Annotated in this window: 17 protein-coding genes; 5 read left to right on the forward strand and 12 right to left on the reverse strand. The window is 72.2% G+C overall.

The window, feature by feature from the left end; all coding sequences use genetic code 11:
• Window positions 1-156: 156 nt before the first annotated feature.
• The 9 genes from ACWENR_RS09855 to araB all read right to left on the reverse strand — a co-directional run bounded on the left by ACWENR_RS09855 (window position 157) and on the right by araB (window position 12,057).
• On the reverse strand, window positions 157-1,677 hold the full coding sequence (locus ACWENR_RS09855; protein ID WP_452276632.1) for a non-reducing end alpha-L-arabinofuranosidase family hydrolase: 1,521 nt from the start codon (window positions 1,675-1,677) through the stop codon (window positions 157-159).
• Window positions 1,678-2,037: 360 nt separating this feature from the next.
• On the reverse strand, window positions 2,038-3,027 hold the full coding sequence (locus ACWENR_RS09860) for a LacI family DNA-binding transcriptional regulator (protein WP_452276633.1): 990 nt from the start codon (window positions 3,025-3,027) through the stop codon (window positions 2,038-2,040).
• A 334-nt stretch (window positions 3,028-3,361) separates the two neighbouring features.
• Window positions 3,362-4,864 carry an L-arabinose isomerase gene (gene araA / locus ACWENR_RS09865; RefSeq protein WP_452276634.1) on the reverse strand — a complete coding sequence of 501 codons (1,503 nt, stop codon included), beginning with the start codon at window positions 4,862-4,864 and terminating at the stop codon, window positions 3,362-3,364.
• Window positions 4,865-4,889: 25 nt separating this feature from the next.
• Window positions 4,890-5,882, reverse strand: a complete 993-nt coding sequence (gene yjfF, locus ACWENR_RS09870) for a galactofuranose ABC transporter, permease protein YjfF (RefSeq protein ID WP_452276635.1) — start codon at window positions 5,880-5,882, stop codon at window positions 4,890-4,892.
• Window positions 5,879-6,949 (reverse strand): ABC transporter permease, encoded by a 1,071-nt coding sequence (locus ACWENR_RS09875; RefSeq protein ID WP_452276636.1) that lies wholly within the window; start codon window positions 6,947-6,949, stop codon window positions 5,879-5,881. Before ACWENR_RS09875 ends, yjfF begins: the two co-directional genes overlap by 4 nt.
• Before the next feature lie 4 nt (window positions 6,950-6,953).
• Window positions 6,954-8,483 (reverse strand): sugar ABC transporter ATP-binding protein, encoded by a 1,530-nt coding sequence (locus ACWENR_RS09880; RefSeq protein WP_452276637.1) that lies wholly within the window; start codon window positions 8,481-8,483, stop codon window positions 6,954-6,956.
• A gap of 89 nt (window positions 8,484-8,572) precedes the next feature.
• Window positions 8,573-9,568: an ABC transporter substrate-binding protein gene (locus tag ACWENR_RS09885; protein ID WP_452276638.1), complete on the reverse strand. Its 996-nt coding sequence runs from the start codon at window positions 9,566-9,568 to the stop codon at window positions 8,573-8,575.
• Window positions 9,569-9,697: 129 nt separating this feature from the next.
• A complete protein-coding gene (locus ACWENR_RS09890; RefSeq protein WP_452276639.1) occupies window positions 9,698-10,375 on the reverse strand; it encodes an L-ribulose-5-phosphate 4-epimerase in 678 nt (225 codons plus the stop codon).
• Window positions 10,372-12,057, reverse strand: a complete 1,686-nt coding sequence (araB, locus tag ACWENR_RS09895; RefSeq protein ID WP_452276640.1) for a ribulokinase — start codon at window positions 12,055-12,057, stop codon at window positions 10,372-10,374. Before araB ends, ACWENR_RS09890 begins: the two co-directional genes overlap by 4 nt.
• 264 nt (window positions 12,058-12,321) lie before the next feature.
• On the opposite strand from araB, the gene ACWENR_RS09900 reads away from it, so the two are divergent.
• Window positions 12,322-13,788 (forward strand): endo-1,4-beta-xylanase, encoded by a 1,467-nt coding sequence (locus tag ACWENR_RS09900; protein WP_452276641.1) that lies wholly within the window; start codon window positions 12,322-12,324, stop codon window positions 13,786-13,788.
• A 111-nt stretch (window positions 13,789-13,899) separates the two neighbouring features.
• Here the strand turns inward: ACWENR_RS09900 and ACWENR_RS09905 are convergent, their stop codons facing one another.
• A complete protein-coding gene (locus tag ACWENR_RS09905; protein WP_452276642.1) occupies window positions 13,900-14,127 on the reverse strand; it encodes a hypothetical protein in 228 nt (75 codons plus the stop codon).
• A gap of 54 nt (window positions 14,128-14,181) precedes the next feature.
• Here ACWENR_RS09905 and ACWENR_RS09910 point away from each other — a divergent pair, with 54 nt between their 5' ends.
• The 3 genes from ACWENR_RS09910 (at window position 14,182) to ACWENR_RS09920 (ending at window position 16,989) form a co-directional block, all read left to right on the forward strand.
• On the forward strand, window positions 14,182-14,310 hold the full coding sequence (locus ACWENR_RS09910; protein ID WP_452276643.1) for a hypothetical protein: 129 nt from the start codon (window positions 14,182-14,184) through the stop codon (window positions 14,308-14,310).
• Window positions 14,311-14,630: 320 nt separating this feature from the next.
• Window positions 14,631-15,107 (forward strand): hypothetical protein, encoded by a 477-nt coding sequence (locus ACWENR_RS09915; RefSeq protein ID WP_452276644.1) that lies wholly within the window; start codon window positions 14,631-14,633, stop codon window positions 15,105-15,107.
• Window positions 15,108-15,159: 52 nt separating this feature from the next.
• Entirely contained in the window at window positions 15,160-16,989 is a 1,830-nt protein-coding gene (locus ACWENR_RS09920) for a glycoside hydrolase family 15 protein (RefSeq protein WP_452276645.1), read from the forward strand.
• Between the two features lie 135 nt (window positions 16,990-17,124).
• Here ACWENR_RS09920 and ACWENR_RS09925 read toward each other — a convergent pair whose 3' ends face one another.
• Complete coding sequence (locus ACWENR_RS09925; RefSeq protein ID WP_452276646.1) at window positions 17,125-18,078, reverse strand: LysR family transcriptional regulator; 954 nt, start codon at window positions 18,076-18,078, stop codon at window positions 17,125-17,127.
• Between the two features lie 158 nt (window positions 18,079-18,236).
• Between ACWENR_RS09925 and ACWENR_RS09930 the strand changes: the two genes are divergently transcribed.
• Window positions 18,237-19,499 carry an MFS transporter gene (locus ACWENR_RS09930; protein WP_452276647.1) on the forward strand — a complete coding sequence of 421 codons (1,263 nt, stop codon included), beginning with the start codon at window positions 18,237-18,239 and terminating at the stop codon, window positions 19,497-19,499.
• Window positions 19,500-19,566: 67 nt separating this feature from the next.
• Here ACWENR_RS09930 and ACWENR_RS09935 read toward each other — a convergent pair whose 3' ends face one another.
• Window positions 19,567-21,069, reverse strand: coding sequence for an aminopeptidase P family protein (locus ACWENR_RS09935; protein WP_452276648.1), 1,503 nt, complete (start codon window positions 21,067-21,069; stop codon window positions 19,567-19,569).
• Window positions 21,070-21,329: the final 260 nt, after the last annotated feature.

Here is a 21,329-nt window from a genome sequence, read left to right on the forward strand (position 1 = left end):
CCTCTTCCCTTCGGGTGGCCCCCCCGGCGACGCATCCCCGCCCCCTTCCTCCGTCGCGCGGCCGCCCCCTTTCCGGGGGCGGGCCGCTCCCGACGTGCCCCCGGCGCCCAGCGGGTCGGTTCGGCCCGCTGGGGCCCACCCGGAACAGTCAGCGCGTCATCGTTGCAGCGTCAGCAGGCCGGGCCGGTACGGCAGGAGGCCGTAGTCGCCGCCGGAGTTCGGCGAACGCCCCTGGTACAGCAACCGCAGGTTGCAGGGGTCGACGGTCATGGTCTGGTCGGCGTTGGTGCGGATCAGCTCGCCGTGGCTGATGTCGTTGGTCCAGGTCGCGCCGCTGTTGGCCTTGCCGGCGAAGGGGTTGCTCTCGGTCGCGGCCTGCGGCGTCCACGAGCCGTTCAGGCTGGTGGCGGTGAACGAGCGGAAGTAGCGACCCTGCGAGCCGATCGCCTCGACGAGCATGAGGTACCGGTTCTGACCCTGGAGCTTGTAGACCTGGACCGCCTCGAACAGATTGTTCGTCGAGTCGCTCATGATCACCGTCGAGGTCGAGCCGAAGCTGCCCGGGAAGTTGCCGATGGGCATGCTGGCCCGGTAGATCCTGCCGTTGTCCCCGGCGAAGAACAGGTACATGTTCGTGTCGTCGCCGATGAGCGCCTGGTCGATGGGGCCCGTGGGCGAGTTGGAGATGCTGCCGGTGAAGAGCGCCTGGGGCGCCGACCAGCTGTTGACGTTGGTCGGGTCGGTCGACGTCCGGTAGGAGAACGCGGGTCCGCCCCACTGGTAGGCCAGCACCCAGACGTTCCTCGGGGCGAAGTAGAACAGGCTCGGCGCGACGGCCGCGAACGGCATGGCGTTCTGGCTCGCCGACCCCATCTCCGACCAGTTCGTGAAGAGACCGAAGTTCATCGAGCCCCAGGTCGTGCCCGTGTCGTGCGTGGTGGCGTAGACGAGTTGCCTGCCGTTGTAGGGGGCGTGCGTGAAGTCCTTGAGCGAGACCCATCCCGACCTCGGGTTGGCCAGCACGCCGGTCGATGTCCAGCGGTACGTCGACGGGAGAGCGCAGGTCCCGGGCGGCGGCGTCGTGGGGGTGCCTCCGCCGTCGACGCGGACGAGTTGCCACTGCTGGTTGGCGCCGTTCCAGTCGTCGTACTGGACGACGTTTCCGCCGTCGGCGGTCGAGGCGCCCTGCACCTCCACCGCCTTGTTGCTGTGCCGGCTGATCAGCCGAACATGGCCGCCGTCGGAGTCGGCCAACCGGAACTGCTGGTTCGTGCCGTTGAGGTCGGTCCACTGCACGATGCTCGCGCCGTTGGCGGTCGACCAGTTGTAGACGTCCAGCACCTTGCCGGACAGCCGCGACCTGAGCCGGTAGTAGCCACCGCCCGAGTCCACGAACTGCCACTGCTGCTGACTGCCGTCGTTGCGCGCCCACTGCACGATCCGGGCGCCGTCGTTCGTGGCGAGGTTGTACACGTCCAGCGCCTTGCCACTGTTGCGGTTGACCAACACGTACCACGCGTTCGTGTCGACCGTCGCCGCGGTGGCCGGCGTCGACACCACCGCCGCGGCGGCGACGCCGACCACGACCGCCGTCACGCCGGCGGCGACGACCCGTGGCAACCAGGCACGCCGGCGCGGCGGCGGCGCGAGCGGTGCGGACCTACAGAAGGCAAACATGATCCTCCTCCAGTGACGGACCAAACGATCTTCGACGACAGGTGCACCGCGACGCTTCAGCGGGACCCGGCCTGTGTTAGCGCTAACAACATGCGCCGGCTGTCTGGTGCACCTGATCCGAGATGTGACGAAGCGGGCTGCCCGGTACGCCGCAGACGTCGTTGCCCTTAGACATCGACTGTGAACGATAACAAGCCGCGAGTCAAGTGGTGCTCCGCCGCCCTCAGCCGGCGGTGGAGCACCGCTGCCCGGCCGGAGGGCGCACCGACCCCGGGGGAAGCAGGGCCCGAAACCGCCGGTTCAGCGGCGCGGCGGGCCGGCGACGCCGGTTGAGCCGCACGGCGGGCCGGCGACGCCGGTTCAGCGGCGCGACGGGCCGGCGACGCTGCGGCGAGGTATCAGGGTCGGCGCGATGGTGTGCCGCCCCGGGTCGGCGGCGTCCGTGTCGATCTGGGCGAGCAGCAGGTCCAGACTCGCCCGGGCGACCGCGGCGAAGTCGGGTCGCACGGTGGTCAGCGGCGGAATGAAGAAGGCCGCCTCCGGCACGTCGTCGAATCCGACCACGCTGATGTCGTCCGGGACCCGCCGGCCGTGCTCGTGGAGGGCGCGCAGCACACCGAGGGCCAGGTGGTCGTTGGCCGTGAAGACCGCGGTGACCTCCGGCATCCGGGCCAGCATCTGCCCGCACCGGTAGCCGGCCGCCGCGGACCAGTCCGCCGGCACCAACGGTGGGATCTCGGCACCGGCCGCCCGCAACGCCTGCCGCCAGCCCTCGATCCGGCCGGCGCTGTCGAACCAGTCCGGCGGCCCCGACACGTGCCACACCGTGCGGTGCCCGGCGTCGAGCAGGTGCTGGGTGGCCATGCGGGCCCCGGCGACCTGGTCGACCGTCACCAGCGGCACCGGCCGGCGCGGGTCGCCGTCGACGGTGACCAGCGGAACGTCCTTGGGTAGGCGTTCCAGGGCCTCCCCCGCCGACTCGACCGGCGCGATCACCACGATGCCGGCGACCCGGTGAGCCAGATGCCGCTCCACCGCCGCCGCGATCGACCGGTGGTCCAGGTCGCGCACGCTGCCGACGCTGACGGCGAAGCCGGCCTCCGCGGCCTCCTGCTCGAGGGCGGCCAGCAGGGACGCCGGGCCGTAGAGGGTGGTGTTCTGCGCGACCACGCCGATCACCTGCGACCGGCCGGTCACCAGCGCGCGGGCCGCCCGGTTCGGCCGGTAGCCGAGTTCGGCGATCGCCGCCTGGACCCGCAGCCGGGTCTGCTCGCGCACGTTGGGGTGTCCGTTGAGCACGCGGGACACCGTCTGGTGGGAGACGCCGGCGAGGCGAGCCACGTCCGTCATCGCAGGACCGCGCACGGCCACCTCACTCTCCCGCCTGCCCTCGACGACGGCGCCGGTGGGTCGACGAAGGCGGCCTGGAGGGGACGATGGGTCCGGGCGGCCGCCACCGTGGTCTTCGAGTGGCCGGCGCCGGATCGCCGACAGTCTACGGCAGTTGCGGTGGTGACCACGGCGCGGCCGCACCGCCGGTCGGGTGCTCGCCCGGGACGACACGCACCGGCGACGGACGCCCCTTCGGGGACCGGCGGCACCGGGCGGGCGGCCGCCACCCCTGTCCGGCCCGCGACGCGGAGGGTCGGTGGTGAGGAGATGCCGGACGTCGTCGTAGCCCCGGTCAGAAGCCTCGGGCGAGGCGGTAGTACGCCTGGTTCCACCGCAGTTCGTCGGCGAAGCGGCCCGGGTCGGTGTCGGCGTCGATGACCAGCAGCTCGGTGCGGCTCATCTCCGCCAGGTCGCGCAGTTCCTCCACGCCCACCGCCTGCGAGAGCACCGTGTGGTGCGGACCGCCGGCGGTGATCCACGCCTCCGCCGAGCCGGGCAGGTGCGGACGGGGCCGCCAGACCGCCCGGGCCACCGGCAGCCGGCGCAGTGGGTGCGGCGGCGGCACGACGTCGACGACGTTGGCCACCAGCCGGAACCGCTCCCCGAGGTCCGCCATGCCCAGCACCACGGCGGGGCCCGCCGCGGCGTCGAAGACCAGGCGTACCGGGTCCTCCCGGCCTCCGATGCCGAGCGGATGGACCTCCACGTCCGGCACGTCGGCGGCGATGCTCGGGCACACCTCGAGCATGTGCGCGCCGAGGACCAGCTCCTGGCCCGGGGTGAGGTCGTAGGTGTAGTCCTCCATGAAGGAGGTGCCCCCGTCGACGCCGACCGCTGCCGCCTTGAGCAGCCGCAGCAGGACGGCGGTCTTCCAGTCGCCCTCGCCGCCGAAGCCGTACCCGTCGGCCATCAGGCGCTGCACGGCGATCCCGGGGAGCTGACGCAGGCCACCGAGGTCCTCGAAGTTGGTGGTGAACGCCCGGAAGCCGCCCTCGTCCAGGAACGCGCGCAGGCCGGTCTCCAGGCGCGCGGCGTACCGCAGGGAGTCGTGCCGCGCGCCGCCGGGCCGCAGCTGGGGGTCGACCCGGTAGGTGTCGTCGTACTCCTTGACCAGCTCGTCGACCTGCGCGTCGGTGACCTCGTCGACCACCGCGACGAGGTCGTTGACGCCGTAGGTGTTGACCGACGCCCCGAAGCGCAGCTCCGCCTCGACCTTGTCACCGTCGGTCACCGCGACGTCGCGCATGTTGTCGCCGAACCGGGCCAGCCGCAGCGATCGCACCGCCGACCAGCCGATGGCGGCACGGGCCCAGGCACCGACCCGACCGACGACCCGGGGGTCGGTGACGTGGCCGGCGACGGTCTTACGGGCGACGCCGAGCCGGGTCTGGATGTACCCGAACTCGCGGTCGCCGTGGGCGGCCTGGTTGAGGTTCATGAAGTCCATGTCGATGTCGTCCCACGGCAGCAGGACGTTCGCCTGGGTGTGCAGGTGCAGTAGTGGTGTCCGCAGGGCGTCCAGCCCGGCGATCCACATCTTCGCCGGGGAGAAGGTGTGCATCCAGGCGATCACCCCGACCGCTCCCTGGGTGGCCGCGTCCCGGCACGCCGCGAGGATGTCGGTGCTGGAGGTGAGGACCGGCTTCCAGACCACCCGGACGGGGATGTCCGGGGACGCGTCGAGCTGCGCGGCGATCTGCCGGGACTGGTCGGCGACCTGCCGGAGGGTTTCCTCGCCGTACAGGCCCTGGCTGCCGGTGAGGAACCAGACCTCGGGCTGGGGGTGACTTGCCATGCTGTTGCCTTCCCGGTAGGGGCGGTCACTTGAAGCGGATGCCGATGAGGCGCTGGAGCAGGATGAAGGCGAAGAGCAGACCGCCGATCACGATCTTGGTCCACCAGGAGTTGAGGCTGCCGTCGAACGTGATCAGGGTCTGGATGACACCCAGCACCAGGACGCCGAGGACGGTGCCGAAGACGTAGCCGGACCCGCCGGTGAGGACGGTGCCCCCGATGACGACGGCCGCGATCACGTCGAGCTCCATGCCGACGGCGATCAGCGGGGCACCGGAGAGCGTGTAGAACGACAGCAGGATTCCCCCGATGGCCGAGCACAGCCCGCTGACCGTGTAGACGGCGATCCGGGTGCGGCCGACCGGCAGACCCATCAGCAGCGCGGACTGGGGGTTGCCGCCGACGGCGTACACGGTGCGGCCGAAGCGGGTGTACGCCAGCACGTACGCGGCCACGAGCACCACCGCGAACGCGATCAGCACGCTGATCGACACGAAGTTCCCGGCGGGGTCGCCGATCCGCTTCTGCGACATGGCTGTCCAGAAGCCGTCGGTGATGGGGACGGACGCGTCGCTGATGAACGTGCACATGCCCCGGGCGAAGAACATTCCCGCGAGGGTGACGATGAAGGGTTGGATGTCGAAGAAGTGGATCGCGCAGCCCATCAGGAACCCGAGCACCGGGCCGATCAGCAGCGCGACGACGAGCACCACGGTCGCGGGCAGCCCGTTCTGGAGCAGGGCGGCCGACACCATCGCGGTCATGGCCACCACCGAGCCGACCGACAGGTCGATGCCGCCGGTGAGGATCACGAAGGTCATGCCGACCGCGACGACGAGCAGGAACCCGTTGTCGATGAAGACGTTGAAGACGACCTGGACGTTCGAGAACGCCCGGTACTGCGACACGCCGATGCCGTACATGACCAGCAGCAGGGCGAGGGTGGCCAGGACCGGGAGGTGCCGGCGGGGCAGGCGGGGTCGCCAGACGCGGCCGGTGGTCACGGAGGCGCTGCTCATGCCGGCACCTGCTCCTTCTCCCGCTGGGGTGCCGCCGGGCCGGGCGCGGCGCGGCTGCGGCGGCGTCGGAACCGGGCACGGAACCCGGGCGACTGGATGAGGCAGACGGCGATGACGACGACCGCCTTGAACAGCAGCGACGTCTGCGGCGAGATGTTCATGGCGTACACCGTGGTGGTGAGGGTCTGGATGATCAGCGCGCCCAGGACCGTGCCGCCGAGGGAGAACCGTCCGCCGGCGAGGGAGGTGCCGCCGATCGCCACCGCGAGGATCGCGTCGAGTTCGATCCAGAGCCCGGCGGCGTTGCCGTCGGCGCTGGACACGTTCGCGGTGACCATGAAGCCGGCGAGCGCGGCACAGGCGGCGCTGACCACGTACACCAGGAAGACGACGCGGCGCGAGCGGATGCCGGCCAGTCTGCTGGCCTCGGCGTTGCCGCCGACGGACTCGACGATCAGGCCGAGGGCGGTGCGGCGGGTGAGCGCGGCGACGAGCAGGGCCGCCGCGAGTGCGATGAAGATCGCGAGCGGTAGCGTCAGGACGTGCCCGACCCCGATCGCCCGGTACGGCCCGGAGTTGATCGTGATGATCTGCCCCTCGGTGATCAGCTGGGCGAGGCCCCGGCCTGCCACCATCAGGATCAGCGTGGCGATGATGGGCTGGATGCCGATGACGGCGACCAGCACCCCGTTCCACACGCCGAGCACGAGCGCGGCCCCGAGGGCCAGGGCGAGCGCGGTGAGCACCGTGGAGGGGCTGTTCTGGTCGGGCGACCGGCTGATGTGGAGACAGGCGACGGCGCCGCTGATGGCACAGAGCGAGCCGACGGAGAGGTCGATCCCGCCGGTGGCGATGACGAGGGTCATGCCGAGGGCGACGAGGATCAACGGTGCGCTCAGCCGCAGGATGTCGATCGGTGTGCCGTAGAGGTGCCCGTCGTTGACCTCGACGGCGAGGAAGCCGGGCCGGTAGGCCGTGTTGGCGACGATCATGCAGACGAGCACGAGGGCGGGCCAGAACAGCCGGTGTCCGGCCGGCCGGCGGAGACGGTCGGTGACCGCGCTCATCGGTTCACCTCCTCCCGGTCGCGTTGGCGATGGTCTGCATGACGCGCTCGGCGTCGAGGGTGTCGTCGTTGTCGAGCTGGGCGACCATCGTCCGGTCGCGCATGACGGCGACCCGGTGGCTCAGCCGCAGCACCTCCTCCAGCTCGGCGGAGATGAACAGCACCGCCGTGCCCCCGCCGGAGAGCTCCACCACGAGCTTCTGGATCTCGGCCTTGGCGCCGATGTCGATGCCCCGGGTGGGCTCGTCGAGGATCAGCAGCCGCGGTTCGGTGATCAACCACCGGGCCAGCAGCACCTTCTGCTGGTTGCCGCCGGAGAGGTTGCGCACCGGCACGTCGGGATCGGCCGGCCGGATGCCCAGCGCCTTGACGTACCTCTCGACCAGCTCGTCCTGACGGCGGCGCGGGACGGGCCGCGCCCAGCCGCGCGCGGCCTGCATCGCGAGGATCATGTTCTCCCGGACCGACAGCTCGGGCACGATGCCCTCCGCCCGCCGGTTCTCCGAGCAGAACGCGATGCCGCGCTCGATGGCCTGCACCGGGGTCCGCAGGGGCGCCCGGGTGCCGTCGACGGTCACGTGGCCGGCGTCGGCGCGGTCGGCGCCGAACAGCAGCCGCGCCACCTCGGTGCGGCCGGAGCCGAGCAGGCCGGCCAGCCCGACCACCTCGCCGGAGTGGATGCGCAGACTGAACGGGGCGACGGCGCCCCTGCGGCCCAGATCCGACGTCTCCACCAGCGGGGTCCCCGCCGTCCGGGCGGCGACCGCCCGCCTGGGCTGCTGGTCGATGCGCTCCAGGACGTCGAGTTCCTTGCCGATCATCTTCTCGACGAGGCTCAGTTGCGGCAGGTCCTCGGTGCGGTACTCCCCCACGAGCCTGCCGTTGCGGAGCACGGTGATTCGGTCGGCGATCCCGTACGCCTGGTCGAGGAAGTGCGTGACGAAGAGGATCGCGATGCCTTCGTCACGCAGCTGCCGCATGATCCGGAACAGCTGGGCGACCTCGACGGCGTCCAGGCTGGAGGTCGGCTCGTCGAGGATGAGCACCCGTGCGCGCACGTCGATCGCCCGGGCGATGGCGATCATCTGCTGCACGGCGAGCGAGTACGACCCCAGGGGCGCGGAGACGTCGATGTCGAGGTCCAGGCGGGCCAGGAGCGCCCGCGCCCGCCGGCGCACCTCGCCCCAGCGGACGGCGCCGAGCCGCCGCGGCTCCCGGCCGATGAAGATGTTCTCCGCCACCGACAGGTTGGTGCAGAGGTTGACCTCCTGGAAGACGGTGCTGACGCCGGCGGCGGCGGCCTGCATCGGGCCGGTGAAGGCGGTCTGCTCACCGGCGAGGGTGACGGTGCCCGCGTCGATGTCGTGGACGCCCGTCAGCACCTTGATCAGGGTCGACTTGCCGGCGCCGTTCTCGCCCATCAGGGCGTGGACCTCACCCGGGAAGAGCCGGAAGTCGACGTCGTGGAGTGCGCGGACCCCCGGGAAGGACTTGCTGATCCCGGTCATGGTCAGGACCGGACGGCTACCCGTCATCCCATCACACCTTCTCTTCGACGGCATCGGTACGGAAACCAGCGATGTGTCGGGGCCGCCGTCGGGATCGACGGCGGCCCCGGCGGCGGTCAGTACTTGCGGTCGGGCAGCGCCTCCTTGGCCTGCTGCTGCGTGAAGGTGGTCTCCTGCGTCTCGATGCGGGCCGGCACCTCCTCGCCGGCGTGGACCTTCTTCGCCAGGTCCATGAGCTGTGGCCCGAGCAGCGGGCTGCACTCCGCGATGAAGTTGAACCTGCCGTCCGCGAGGGCCTGCATGCCGTCCCGCACCGCGTCGATGGTGATGATGAGGATGTCCTTGCCGGGCGTCTTGCCGGCTGCGGTGATCGCTTCGAGCGCGCCCAGGCCCATGTCGTCGTTGTGCGCGAAGAGCACGTCGATGTCCGGGTTGGCCTTGAGGAACTGCTCCATCACCTGTTTGCCGCCGGCGCGGGTGAAGTCACCCGACTGGGAGGCGACGATCTTGAGGTTGGGACTGGCGGCGATGGCCTCGGCGAAGCCCTTCTTGCGGTCGTTCGCGGGCGCGGAGCCGGTCGTGCCCTGCAGCTCGACGATGTTGACCGGCCCGGTCGCCGACGCGGTGTTCGCCACCAGCCACTCCCCGGACAGCCGGCCCTCCTTGACGAAGTCCGACCCGAGGAAGGTCTTGTAGAGCGACTTGTCGGCGGAGTCCACGGCGCGGTCGGTGAGGATCACCGGGATCCCCGCGTCCTTGGCCTCCTTGAGAACGGTGTCCCAGCCGGACTCCACCACCGGCGAGAAGGCGATCACGTCGACCTTCTGCTGGATGAAGTTCCGGATCGCCTTGATCTGGTTCTCCTGCTTCTGTTGGGCGTCGTCGAACTTCAGCTCGATTCCCGCCTCGGCCGCGGCCTCCTTGATCGAGGTGGTGTTCGCCGTCCGCCATCCGCTCTCCGCGCCGACCTGGGAGAAGCCCAGGGTGATCCTGTCGTCGCCACCGCCGGGGTCCCCGCCGGTGTCACTGTTGCCGCAGGCCGCGGCGCTGCTCGCGAGCAGCACGGCGGCGAGGGCCGTGACGATGGTGCGCGTCGTTCTCCTGGTTCTCATCGGTTTTCTCCTCGGGATCGGGCGAGCCGGACCGGGCCCGGGGGCACAGTGCGCGGCTGAGGTGGTGGGGTGGTGCGAGACCGGCGGTGTCGGACGAGCGGTGTCGGGGTCGGGAGGTGCGCGCGGCGCTCAGCCCGGGCGCTGCCCGTAGACGTTCTGGTAGCGGTCGTGCAGCGAGTCGATGTCGGCCGGCGCGATCGGAACGGGTTGGCCCAGGGCGCGGGCCAGGTGCGCGGTGCGGGCGACGTCCTCGCACATCACCGCCGCCTTGACGGCCGCGCGGGCGTCCGTGCCGATGGTGAAGACGCCATGGTTGCGCAGGAGCACGGCGGGCGAACGGTGCCCGGACAGGGTGCTGACGATCGCCTTGCCGATCGCGTCCCCGCCGATCAGCGCGAACGGCCCGACGGGGATCTCCCCGCCGAACTCGTCGGCCTGGGCGGTCAGCCAGCACGGGATTGCCTCGCCCCGGGCCGCCCAGGCGGTGGCGTATCCGCTGTGCGTGTGGACGATGCCGCCGACCTCGGGCATCGCCCGGTAGACGTAGGCGTGGGCGGCGGTGTCGCTGGACGGGGTTCCGGTCCCGTCGACGACGTTGCCGTTGAGGTCGCAGACCACCATGCCGTCCGCCGTCAGGTCGTCGTAGTCGACGCCGCTGGGCTTGATGACCATCAGGTCCCGGCCGGGGACCCGCGCGGAGACGTTGCCGGCGGTCCAGGCCACCAGGTCGTACCGGGTCAGCGCGCCGTGCAGGCGCGCGACGGTGTGCCGCAGCCCGGCCACCTGTCGAGCCGTGTCGCCGGTCATCCGGCCACCTCCAGGAGCGTGTCGGCCTGCGTCGCGGTCGCGTCGAGCGCGGCGTTGCGGATCGCTCGCAGGCGGAGCATGACGTCGTTGCCGCCGCGACCGAAGTGGTCGTGCAGCGCGCGGTACTCGGCGTAGAGGGCGTCGTAGGCGCGCACGTTGTCCGGGTCCGGCCGGTAGGCCGCCTCGCGTACCCGGCCCATCGCTGCCGACGCCTCGTGGATCGACGGGTACGCCCCGGCGGCGACGGCCGCGTGGATGGCCGACCCGAGCGCGGGCGCCTGGGTGGAGCCGACGATGCCCAGCGGGCAGTCGGTGACGTCGGCGTAGATCTGCATCAGCAGCCGGTTCGAGGTGAGACCGCCGGCCACCACCAGGTCGGTGACCGGCACCCCGGCGTCGACGAACGCCTCGATGATCATCCGGGTGCCGAACGCGGTGGACTCCAGCAGCGCCCGGTAGACGTCCTGCGGCCGGGTGGCCAGCGTCATCCCGACGATCAGGCCGCTGAGGTCGTGGTTGACCAGCAGGGAGCGGTTGCCGTTCCACCAGTCCAACGCCACCAGGCCGTGCGCGCCGACGGGCTGGGCGGCGGCCAGCTCGGTCAGCCGTTCGTGCGAGTCCACGCCGGCGGGCGCGGCGTGGTTGACGAACCAGCCGAAGATGTCGCCGACACCGCTCTGGCCGGCCTCGTAACCCCACGCGTCGGGGCTGACACCGCCGTCGACGACACCGCACATGCCGGGCACCTCGGCGGGCCGGCCGCCGTTGAGGACGTGGCACGTGGAGGTGCCCATGATCGCGACCAGCCGGCCGGGGTCCAGGGCCTGTGCCGCGGCGGCCGTGACGTGCGCGTCGACGTTGCCGACCGCGACGGCGATGCCCTCCGGCAGGCCGGTCCAGGCGGCGGCCCGGGCGCTGAGGCCGCCGGCGCGGCCGCCCAGGGGGAGCAGCGGACCGTCCAGCTTGGTCACGAAATCGGCGAAGGCCGGGTCGAGCGCGCTCAGGTACTCCTGCGACGGGTAGCGGCCGTCCTGCCGGATGCCCTTGTAGCCGGCGGTGCAGACGTTGCGGGTCTCGGTGCCGCAGAGCTGCCACACGATCCAGTCGGCCGCCTCGATGAAGCGGTCGGCGCGCCGGTAGGTCTCCGGGTCCTCGTCGAGGATCTGCAGGCCCTTGGCGAACTGCCACTCGGCGGAGATCCTGCCGCCGTACCGGCCGATCCACGGCTCGCGCCGCTCGTGGGCCAGCGCGGTGATCCGGTCGGCGTGCGGCTGGGCGGCGTGGTGCTTCCACAGCTTCACCCAGGCGTGCGGCCGGTGGCGCAGGGCCGGGATCTCGCACAGCGGGGTGCCGTCGGCGAGGGTCGGCAGGACGGTGCAGGCGGTGAAGTCGGTGCCGATGCCGATCACCTGGGACGGTGCGACGCCGGCGGCGGCCAGCGCGGCCGGCACGGCGTGACGCAGGACGGCCCGGTAGTCCTCCGGATCCTGCAACGCCCAGCCGGGGGGCAGCGCCGGCCCGCCGTCCGGCAGGGCGGACTCGATGACGCCGTGGCGGTACGCGTGCACCGCGGTCCCGAGCTCCGCGCCATCGCCGACCCGGACCACGAGGGCCCGGCCGGATAGGGTGCCGAAGTCGACCCCGACCACGTACCGCTCGTCGGCACCGCCCACACCGCTCATGACCACCTCCACTCGACAGCGCCCCTAGTGTTAACGCTCACATAGAGGAGCGTCAAGACACGGCCGGCAGGAGACGGGGGGCGATCCCCCGCCTCGGGGCTGACGACGGGAAGCCCTTGATGAAGGCGACGCATTCTGGCACCGTTACGCGCATCTATGTTAGCGCTCCCACGGCAGCTCCGGGACTTCCCACCGTCAGCCAGCCAGCCTCCGGACGCGCTGACCCGCACAACCCGCCCGTTCCCCACGACACCGGGAGCCACCGTGACACCACCAGCCCGACCGCACCGGCGGTCTCGACCGAGGCGCGCGCTCCTCGCGCTGCTCTCCGCCGCGGCCCTGTTCGCCCCCCTGGTCGCCCCGCCCAGCCCCGCCGCCGCCGGCACGACCCTCGGGGCGTCGGCCGCGGAGAAGGGTCGCTACTTCGGCGCCGCGGTCGCCGCGCACCGCCTCTCCGACAGCCAGTACGTCACCATCCTCGACCGCGAGTTCAACTCGGTCGTCGCCGAGAACGAGATGAAGTGGGACGCCACCGAGCCCCAGCAGGGCGTCTTCACCTTCGGCAACGGCGACCGGATCGTCAACCACGCACAGTCCCGCGGCATGTCGGTGCGCGGCCACACCCTGCTGTGGCACGCCCAGCAGCCGGGATGGGCCCAGAACCTCTCCGGCGGCGCGCTCCGCAACGCCGCGATCAACCACGTCACCCGGGTGGCGGGCAACTACCGGGGCCGGATCCACTCGTGGGACGTGGTGAACGAGGCCTTCGCCGACGGGGGCAGCGGCGCCAGGCGCGACTCCAACCTCCAGCGCACCGGCAACGACTGGATCGAGGCCGCCTTCCGCGCGGCCCGCGCCGCCGACCCCGGCGCCAGGCTCTGCTACAACGACTACAACACCGACGGCGTCAACGCGAAGTCGACCGCCGTCCACAACATGGTCCGCGACTTCAAGGCCCGCGGCGTACCCATCGACTGCGTCGGCTTCCAGTCGCACCTGGGCACCACCCTGCCCGGCGACTACCAGGCCAACCTGCAGCGCTTCGCCGACCTCGGCGTCGAAGTCCAGATCACCGAACTCGACGTCGCGCAGGGCGCCAACCAGGCCGGCATCTACGCCGCCGTCACCCGGGCCTGCCTGGCCGTCGCCCGCTGCACCGGGATCACCGTCTGGGGAGTCCGGGACAGCGACTCCTGGCGGGACGACAATCCCCTGCTCTTCGACGCCAACGGCGCCAGGAAGCCCGCGTACACCGCCACCCTGGACGCCCTCAACGCCGGCACCGGCAACCCCGGGCCCATCGACCCCAACGCCTGGTACGTGCTGGTGAACCGGAACAGTGGAAAGGCGCTGGACCTGTACGGGTCGGCCACGGCCGACGGGGCGCGCATCACCCAGTGGACCCGGAACGACGGGGCCAACCAACAGTGGCAGTTCGTCGACTCCGGCGGCGGCTACCACCGGCTGAGGTCCCGGCACTCGGGCAAGGTCCTCGACGTGTACAACTGGTCGACCGCCGACGGTGCCGCCATCGTCCAGTGGACCGACCACAACGGGGCCAACCAGCAGTTCCGGGTCGCCGACTCCGGCGGCTACGTCCGCCTGGTCAGCCGGCACAGCGGCAAGGCCGTGGAGGTGCAGGGCGCCGCCACGAACGACGGCGCCAACATCGTGCAGTACGCCGACTGGAACGGCGCCAACCAGCAGTGGCAGCTCGTCCGCACCGGCTGACACCGCCAGGGCTCCTCGACGGCTCCGGCCCGGCGGCGATCCCGCCGGGCTGGAGCCCCTGTGCCGGCGGGTGTCGCCCCGACGGCGTACACCCGAAAGCGGGATTCTCCCTCAGCCCGTCACCGGGAAGTTGGCGCGGAAGATGTCGTGCGGGTCGTGGCGGTGCTTGACGTCGCGGAGTCGGTTCACCACGTCGGGGTTGAAGGCGTCGGCGACGGTCTCGCTCGGGTTGAGCAGGGTGAACGGCTTGCGGCCGCTGGTGGGCAGCGCGTCGGCGAGGGCGCGTTGCCTGGTGGTGACGGCTTCGGCGCGGGCCGGGTCGGTGGGTATGCCGAACATGTAGAGGGCGTAGGGCTCGGCGCCAACGCCAGGCGCTACTACGCCCGCCCCGACGTGGCGTACGTGCACCTGCGCGACGCGCAGCCCCTGCAGTGGGGCCTGCTCTGGCGCGCCGACGGTGCCACTGCCCGCGTCCGCGCCTTCGCGGAGGCCGGCCAGACGCTCGTGCGCGAGGGCCGATAGGAGGAGGCGTCCGTCTCGTCGGCGACCTCCGGGCCGGTCAGCCCGGGGACGCCTGCGGCGGCACGACAGCCGTCTGGGCCGGGCTCGCAGCCGGGACGGCTGCGGGCGTACGCCTGGATTTCTTTGATTTATGGCGGTTTGCGGCACGCCGGTGCGTGATCGGTGATGTGCTGGGCTGTCGTGGCGGCCAGGGGGTTGTGAAGCAGCTGGGAGGCAGACGATGCAGAGCCGTGCGAAAGGGCGCCGACGTCGACGCGCCCGGCTCACCGTCCCACAAGCACGCCTGAGTCTGCGCGGTCGCGGCGTCGACAACCGCTGACATGGACTGGGCCGGATGGGCGTTGTTCGGGTTGGTCGCCACCGTGGCGCTCACCGCGGCGCTGATCACCGCGCAACTGGCCGGCCTCACCCGCCTCGACATTCCCCTGGTGCTCGGCACCCTCGTCACCGAGGATCCCGACCGGGCCCGGGTCGTCGGGTTCTTCATGCACCTCTGCGCCGGCCAGGGCTTCGCCCTCGGCTACGCGGCGATGTTCGCCCTGCTGCACCGCGCCACCTGGTGGATCGGGGCGCTGATCGGGAGCCTCCACGTCGGGATCGCGCTGACGGTGCTCCTGCCACTGCTTCCGGGTGTCCACCCGCGCATGGCCTCGCAGCGGGCGGGCCCGGCCAGCACGGCGGTGCTGGAGCCGCCCGGCTTGTTCGCCCTCAACTACGGGGTCCAGACCCCCGCGGTCGCGGTCGTGGTGCACATCATCTACGGCGGCGTCCTGGGACTGCTCCTCCAGGCCGACTGACCCGGGCGCGCGAAGCCAGCAAGCGATCCCCAATCCTGAGGAAGCCATCCCCATGACCGGCGGACCCGACGCGACCCACCCCCGGCCCCCGTCGCCCATCAGCGACTACGGGCTGCTGAGCGACACCCGCACCGCCGCCCTGGTCGCCGCCGACGGCGGGATCGACTGGCTCTGCCTGCCCCGCTTCGACGGGGAGCCCGTGTTCGGCCGGCTGGTCGGGGGCCCGGACGCGGGAACCTTCCGGCTCGGCCCGGCCGGACCGGCCACGGTCGTCGAGCGGCGCTACCGGCGGCACACGGCCACCCTGACGACGACCTGGGCGGTGGGCGACGGCCGCCTCGCCCTCACCGAGGCCATGGTGGCCGAGGTCAGCGGCCGCCTGCTGCCCACGACGCTGATGGTCCGCCGGCTGTCGGCCGAAGGGGCGCCGGTGGAGGCGGTCGTCGAGTTCGACCCACGCCTCGGCGTACGGCACCGCCGCCCCCGGGTCCACCGCCGGCGTCAGGCCCTGTTCTGCGACTGGGGGTCGCTCGCGGTGTCGCTGGCCACCGCCCCCGACCTCACCGTCGAGCCGGGCCGACCCGCCTCGATCACGGTCAGCCCCGGACGACCGGTCACCCTCGCGCTGGCCGTGGCCCACCGCGAACCGATGATCCACGTCGAACCGGCGGCAGCCTGGGAACTGCTCCTCGAGGACGAGAGCCGATGGCGGGCCTGGACTGCCGGGATCGACGCGTCGCTGCCCTTCCGGGAGCACGTCGTACGAAGCCTGCTGACCCTGCGGCTGCTGACCTACTCGCCCTCGCAGGCCCCGGTGGCCGCACCCACGACGTCCCTGCCCGAGGATCCCGGCGGCGTACGGAACTGGGACTACCGCTACGTCTGGCCCCGGGACGCCAGCATCGGCGTCAGCGCCTTCCTCAGCGTCGGCAAGGCGGCCGAAGCCCACGGTTTCCTCGCCTGGCTGCTGCACGCCAGCCGGCTCCAGCGGCCACGCCTGCCGGCCCTGCTCACCCTCCACGGCCGCGCCGTACCCCGGGAACGGGAGCTGCCGGGCTGGCCCGGCTACCTCGCCAGCCGTCCGGTACGGATCGGCAACGGCGCCGCCGGGCAACACCAGCTCGACGGCTACGGCTGGGTGATCGACGCGGCGTGGGCGTTCGCCCAGACCGGACACCGCCTCTACTCCGAGACATGGCGTGCGGTGCGCGGCTTCGCCGACGTGGTCGCCCGGCGATGGCAGGAGCCCGACGCCGGCATCTGGGAGGTCCGCGAACCCGCCCAACACGTGCATTCCAAGCTCATGGGTTGGCTCGCCCTGGATCGAGCCCTGCGCATCGCCGACACCCACCCGCTGCCGGATCGGCAACGTCGCCGCTGGCGGAAGGCGCAGGATGCCATCGCCGCGCAGGTCCGGGAGCACGGCTTCGACCCGACGACCAACAGCTATGTCCGCCACTACGGCTCCCCGGACCTCGACGCGGCCCTGCTCGTCCTGCCGCTGCTGGGCATGGACAGCGTCGACTCGCCTCGCGTGCGGGGCACCATCGACGCCATCCGGGACAGGCTCTCCGCCGGCGGCCCCCTGCTCTACCGCTACCCGCCGGGACGGGACGGCTTTCCCGGCGTCGAGGGCGCGTTCCTGCCGTGCTCGTTCTGGCTCGTCCAGGCCCTCGCCCGCACCGGGCGCCGCCGCGAGGCCGTCGAGCTGTTCGAGACCCTGCTCGGCCATGCCAGCCCACTCGGCCTCTATCCGGAAGAGCTGGACCCCGCGACCGGCGCCCACCTCGGCAACTACCCCCAGACGCTGACCCACGCCGCGCTGGTCCAGGCCGCGCTCGCGATCCGGGACGCCCCGGCTCGCGATCCCGCGTCCGCCTGACCGCCAGGTCGACGACGGACGGCTGCTGCGCCGACGAGGGCCCGCGGTGACGCGGGCGCGGGCGCCGCGTCACCGCCCGGTCCGGCCCTACCGGTCGCCGTAGGGGATGACGCGCGGGCGGTGGGCCCGTCGCTCCTACGACGCCGGGGCCGAGCGCTGTCCCCACGTCGGCAGCCACACCTCCTCGTCGGATGCGTCCGTCCGCCGCCTCGCGCCGAGGTGGTCGCGGAGCCTGCCGAGCGCGGGATGCGGGTTGTCGTCGCGCCAGATCAGCGATATCGGGTAGACCGGCGCCGGGTCGCGCACCGGGATGCGCCGCAGGTCGTACCTGTCCGGCCACAGGTATCGCGTGCGTTCGCCGACCAGCGTCGCGAGCTCCGCGGAGTCGGCGATCTCGGCCAGCAGCGCCTCGTTCCCGAAGGCCGGCCCGACCCTGTCGATGGTGAGGCCGAGCGCGGCGGCGAGTTCGTCGTAGTAGCTGGCCCATTCGGTGCCGGGGGCCATGCCGGGCATCCAGACGGGGTGGCCGGCGAGTTGTGCGGGCGTGACGACGCGGGCGTTGGCGAGCGCGTGGCGTGGCCCCACGAGGATCTCGTGGTGCTCGTCGATCACGCGGGCGGTCCTAATCGCACCCGGCAGCTCGTGCGCGGGGACGGGTACGGCGTGGAAGGTGGCGTCGACCGTCCCCGCCTCGACGGCGGCGGTCGCGGCGTGGACGTCGGCGTCGAGGGTCACGACGTCCAGCTCGATTCGTGGCTGCGTGCGGTGGAAGTCCTGCAGGAGCACGGACGGCGCGGTCCGCCGGCTGTGCACGTCGACGCGGAGGGCGCGACGACCGGGGCGTACGGAGGCGTCCGCGCGCTCGGCCACCCGCAGGAGTTCCCGGGCGTGGGGCAGGAACGCCTGGCCGTCGATGGTGAGCTGGGCTCCGCGGGCCGTGCGGGTGAACAGCCGTACCTGGAGATCCTTCTCCAGCGCGGCGATCCGCTTGGACACGGCCTGCTGGGTGACCGACAGCGCGACGGCGGCGTCCTGGAACTGGCCGGCGTCCACCACCGCGACGAAGGTACGGACGGCGTTGAGGTCCACCGGCCGGATCCTACCCGGACACAACGCCGGGTTGTGGCTCGCCGTCGCGTCGATTGTTTGATCCGTCGTCGCCCGCACTGCTTCGATCACAGCCGGTCCCGGCCCGCTCGGCTGGGTCCCGGCGGCAACGGCGGCTGTTCGAGGCGGAGGTGCGCGGCGTGGTGGCCAGACGATCCCTGGGCCGGCAGTTCGGATGGTTGTGGGCGTCCTACGCGGTCAGCGCCTACGGCTCCGGGCTGGGCTTCGGCGCGCTGCCGCTGATCGCCGTGCTGGTGTTGGATGCCAGCCCCGCCCAGGTGTCCGCGCTCTCCGCGGTGGGGCCGGCGGTGGGCGCGCTGCTCGCGTTGCCGCTCGCGCCCCGGGTGGAGTTCCACCGCAAGCGGCCGGTGATGATCGCGACGGACCTGGCCCGGTTCGCGGCCATGCTGACCGTCCCGGTCGCCTACGCCCTCAGCCTGCTCAGCTTCGCCCAACTGCTGGTTGTGTCCGTCACGGTCGCCACATCCAAGATCGCCTTCAACGCCGCGAGCGGCGCCTACCTCAAGGCCCTCGTCCGGCCGGGTGACCTGCTCGTGGCCAACGCGCGGTTCGAGTCGACGACGTGGAGCTCCATCGCCGTCGGGCCGCCCCTGGGCGGCGCGGCGATCGGCCTGTTCGGGCCGGTCGTCACGGTGGTGGCCGACGCGCTCAGCTACCTGCTCTCCGCGCTGGGCATCGCGGCCATCCGCGGGCGGGAAGCGCCCCCGCCTCGCACCGGCAGGCGCCGGATCCGGGCCGACGACCTGCTGAAGGGCTGGCGGCATCTGCTGACCCATCCGGGCCTGCGGGCGCTCTACCTCAACCAGTTGCTCGTCAGCGGACTGATCATGGCCACCGAGCCGCTGCTGGCCGTGCTCCTGCTCCGCGAGCTCGGGTTCCCGCCCTGGCAGTATGGCCTGGCCTTCGCCGCTCCCTGCCTCGGCGGGCTCGTCGGCGCACGCCTCGCCCGCCGCGTCGTGGCCCGGTACGGCCAACACCGGACCCTCCGTGCCGTCGGCACGCTGCGCGCGGTCTGGCTGATCGGCCTCGCCTTCGTACAGCCGGGCCTCGCGGGCCTCGCCACGGTGATCGTCGTCGAGCTGGCGATCATCATCAGCATGAGCCTGTACAACCCGGTCCTGGCCACCTACCGGCTTGAACACACCCCCGAGGACCGCGTCGCCCGCACCCTGTCGGCGTGGTCGATCAGCAGCAGCGCGGCCATCGCCGTCCTCAGTGCGCTCGGCGGGCTGCTCGCCGCCGCCACCAGCCCGCGCGCGGCCATCACGGTCGCGGGGCTGCTGATCCTGGCCAGCCCGCTGCTGCTGCCGCGCCGCCAGGATCCCGCACCCGTGGCCGAGCCCTCACCGCCGGCGGCACGCGCCTGGCAGGACGCCAGGTGAGGGGTCTTCGACAGCCGAGCAGCGGCCGCGGTTCGCCGACCGCCCCTCGGTGATCGTCGCGGCATCCTCAGGCGTCCGCCCACACCCGCTTGATCCACTCCTCCACCTCGTGCGAGGTGCGCGGCATCGCGGCGGACAGGTTCTCGCAGCCGTCCGCGGTCACCAGGACGTCGTCCTCGATACGCACGCCGATGCCCCGGAACTCCTCCGGCACCAGCAGGTCGTCGGCCTTGAAGTAGAGCCCCGGCTCGACGGTGAGGATCATGCCGGGCTCCAGCACGACGTTCATGTAGTCCTCGCGCAGCAGCAGTTGGCAGTCGTGCACATCCATGCCCAGGTGGTGGGAGGTGCCGTGGACCATCCAGCGGCGGTGCCAGCCCCCGCGCTCCCGGTCCAGCGTCTGCTCGACGGTGACTCCCCCGGGCAGCAGTCCCCACTCGTGCAGGGTCCGGGCGATCACCGCGTCCGCCGCGGCGTGGATGTCGCTGAACCTGTTGCCCGGCCGCACCGCGGCCAGGCCGGCCTGCTGCGCCTCGTACACCGCGTCGTAGATCCGGCGCTGCACGTCGGTGAAGCGGCCGGAGACCGGCAGGGTACGAGTGATGTCGGCGGTGAACAGGGAGTCGAGCTCGATCCCGCAGTCGACCAGGATCAGGTCACCCGCGCGGACCTCGCCGGTGTTCCTCGTCCAGTGGATGGTGTTGGCGTGATCCCCGGAGGCGCAGACGGACTCGTAGCCGACGCCGTTGCCCTCGTGGCGGGAGTACAGACCGAAGACCCCCTCGACCCAGCGCTCCCCGCGCCCCCTGCGGACCGCCTCGGGCAGCGAGGCGACGACGGCGTCGAAGCCCCGGTGAGTGGCGGCGACGGCCTTGCGCATCTCCTCGATCTCCCACTCGTCCTTGACCAACCGCATCGCGGACAGGTGGCGGGCCAACTCCTCGTCCGCCTCCGCGCGCTGCTGCGCGGAGCCGGCCGCGCCCGCCTGCGCGCGAACCGAGTCGACCAGGTCGGCCAGCTTCGGGTCGGCCGCGCGGACCACCCGCATCCGGGCGGCGGGCGCGTCCTTGGCCAGGTCGTCGGCGAGCGAGTCGAGGTGGCGGGCGGTGATGCCCAACTCCGACTCCCGGTCGGCGACGGTCGGGCGGGGGCCGACCCAGAACTCGCCGTGACGCGAGTCGGCGTAGAACTCCTCGCTGTCGCGCGGGGCCAGCGGGCGGAAGTAGAGAACGGCACGGTGCCCGCCACCCGGCTCCGGGTCGAGCACCAGGACGCTGTCCGGATCGGCGTGCGCGCCGAGGCCGGACAGGTGGGCGAAGGCGGTGTGCGGGCGGAACGCGTAGTCGGTGTCGTTGCTGCGCACCTTGAGGCCGCCGGCGGGGATGACGAGCCGCTCGCCGGGGAAGCGTCGCGACAGGACGGTCCGGCGGCGCTCGGCGTGGTCGGCCACCTCGGCGCGGGGCGTCGGCTCCCGGTCGGGCGTGGCCCAGCCGGAAGCGATGAAGTCACGGAACTCGTTGTTGCTGGGTATGCCGCGGTGGCTGGCCTTCGCCTGCTTCTCGCTCGTCATGCCGCCATCCTGCCAGACCTCGCCGCCGTGGCCGCCACACCGAGACGCCGGCGGCGGTAAGCAGCCGAGCCGGCCACGCCCCCTTTCGTCGGGCGTCCGGCCGGCCGTTGCGTCGACGGCGGACCCGGCGCGGCGGGCGTCCAGTTTCGCGTCGAGCGCCGGCCGGAGCAGAGTGCGGGCGCTTCAGCCGAAGCGCGTTCTTTCAAATCCGACACAGGGTGTCATGTTTGTGGCGAAGCATGAGGTCCGCGCCGGGCCGC

This window comes from Micromonospora sp. NPDC004336 (assembly GCF_053602615.1).

Bases quoted from the DNA above. Each gene is read 5' to 3' on its own strand.
- ACWENR_RS09855 (WP_452276632.1), bottom strand. From the start codon at position 1,677: ATGTTTGCCTTCTGTAGGTCCGCACCGCTCGCGCCGCCGCCGCGCCGG.
- ACWENR_RS09860 (WP_452276633.1), bottom strand. From the start codon at position 3,027: ATGACGGACGTGGCTCGCCTCGCCGGCGTCTCCCACCAGACGGTGTCC.
- araA (WP_452276634.1), bottom strand. From the start codon at position 4,864: ATGGCAAGTCACCCCCAGCCCGAGGTCTGGTTCCTCACCGGCAGCCAG.
- yjfF (WP_452276635.1), bottom strand. From the start codon at position 5,882: ATGAGCAGCGCCTCCGTGACCACCGGCCGCGTCTGGCGACCCCGCCTG.
- ACWENR_RS09875 (WP_452276636.1), bottom strand. From the start codon at position 6,949: ATGAGCGCGGTCACCGACCGTCTCCGCCGGCCGGCCGGACACCGGCTG.
- ACWENR_RS09880 (WP_452276637.1), bottom strand. From the start codon at position 8,483: ATGACGGGTAGCCGTCCGGTCCTGACCATGACCGGGATCAGCAAGTCC.
- ACWENR_RS09885 (WP_452276638.1), bottom strand. From the start codon at position 9,568: ATGAGAACCAGGAGAACGACGCGCACCATCGTCACGGCCCTCGCCGCC.
- ACWENR_RS09890 (WP_452276639.1), bottom strand. From the start codon at position 10,375: ATGACCGGCGACACGGCTCGACAGGTGGCCGGGCTGCGGCACACCGTC.
- araB (WP_452276640.1), bottom strand. From the start codon at position 12,057: ATGAGCGGTGTGGGCGGTGCCGACGAGCGGTACGTGGTCGGGGTCGAC.
- ACWENR_RS09905 (WP_452276642.1), bottom strand. From the start codon at position 14,127: ATGTTCGGCATACCCACCGACCCGGCCCGCGCCGAAGCCGTCACCACC.
- ACWENR_RS09915 (WP_452276644.1), top strand. From the start codon at position 14,631: ATGGACTGGGCCGGATGGGCGTTGTTCGGGTTGGTCGCCACCGTGGCG.
- ACWENR_RS09920 (WP_452276645.1), top strand. From the start codon at position 15,160: ATGACCGGCGGACCCGACGCGACCCACCCCCGGCCCCCGTCGCCCATC.
- ACWENR_RS09935 (WP_452276648.1), bottom strand. From the start codon at position 21,069: ATGACGAGCGAGAAGCAGGCGAAGGCCAGCCACCGCGGCATACCCAGC.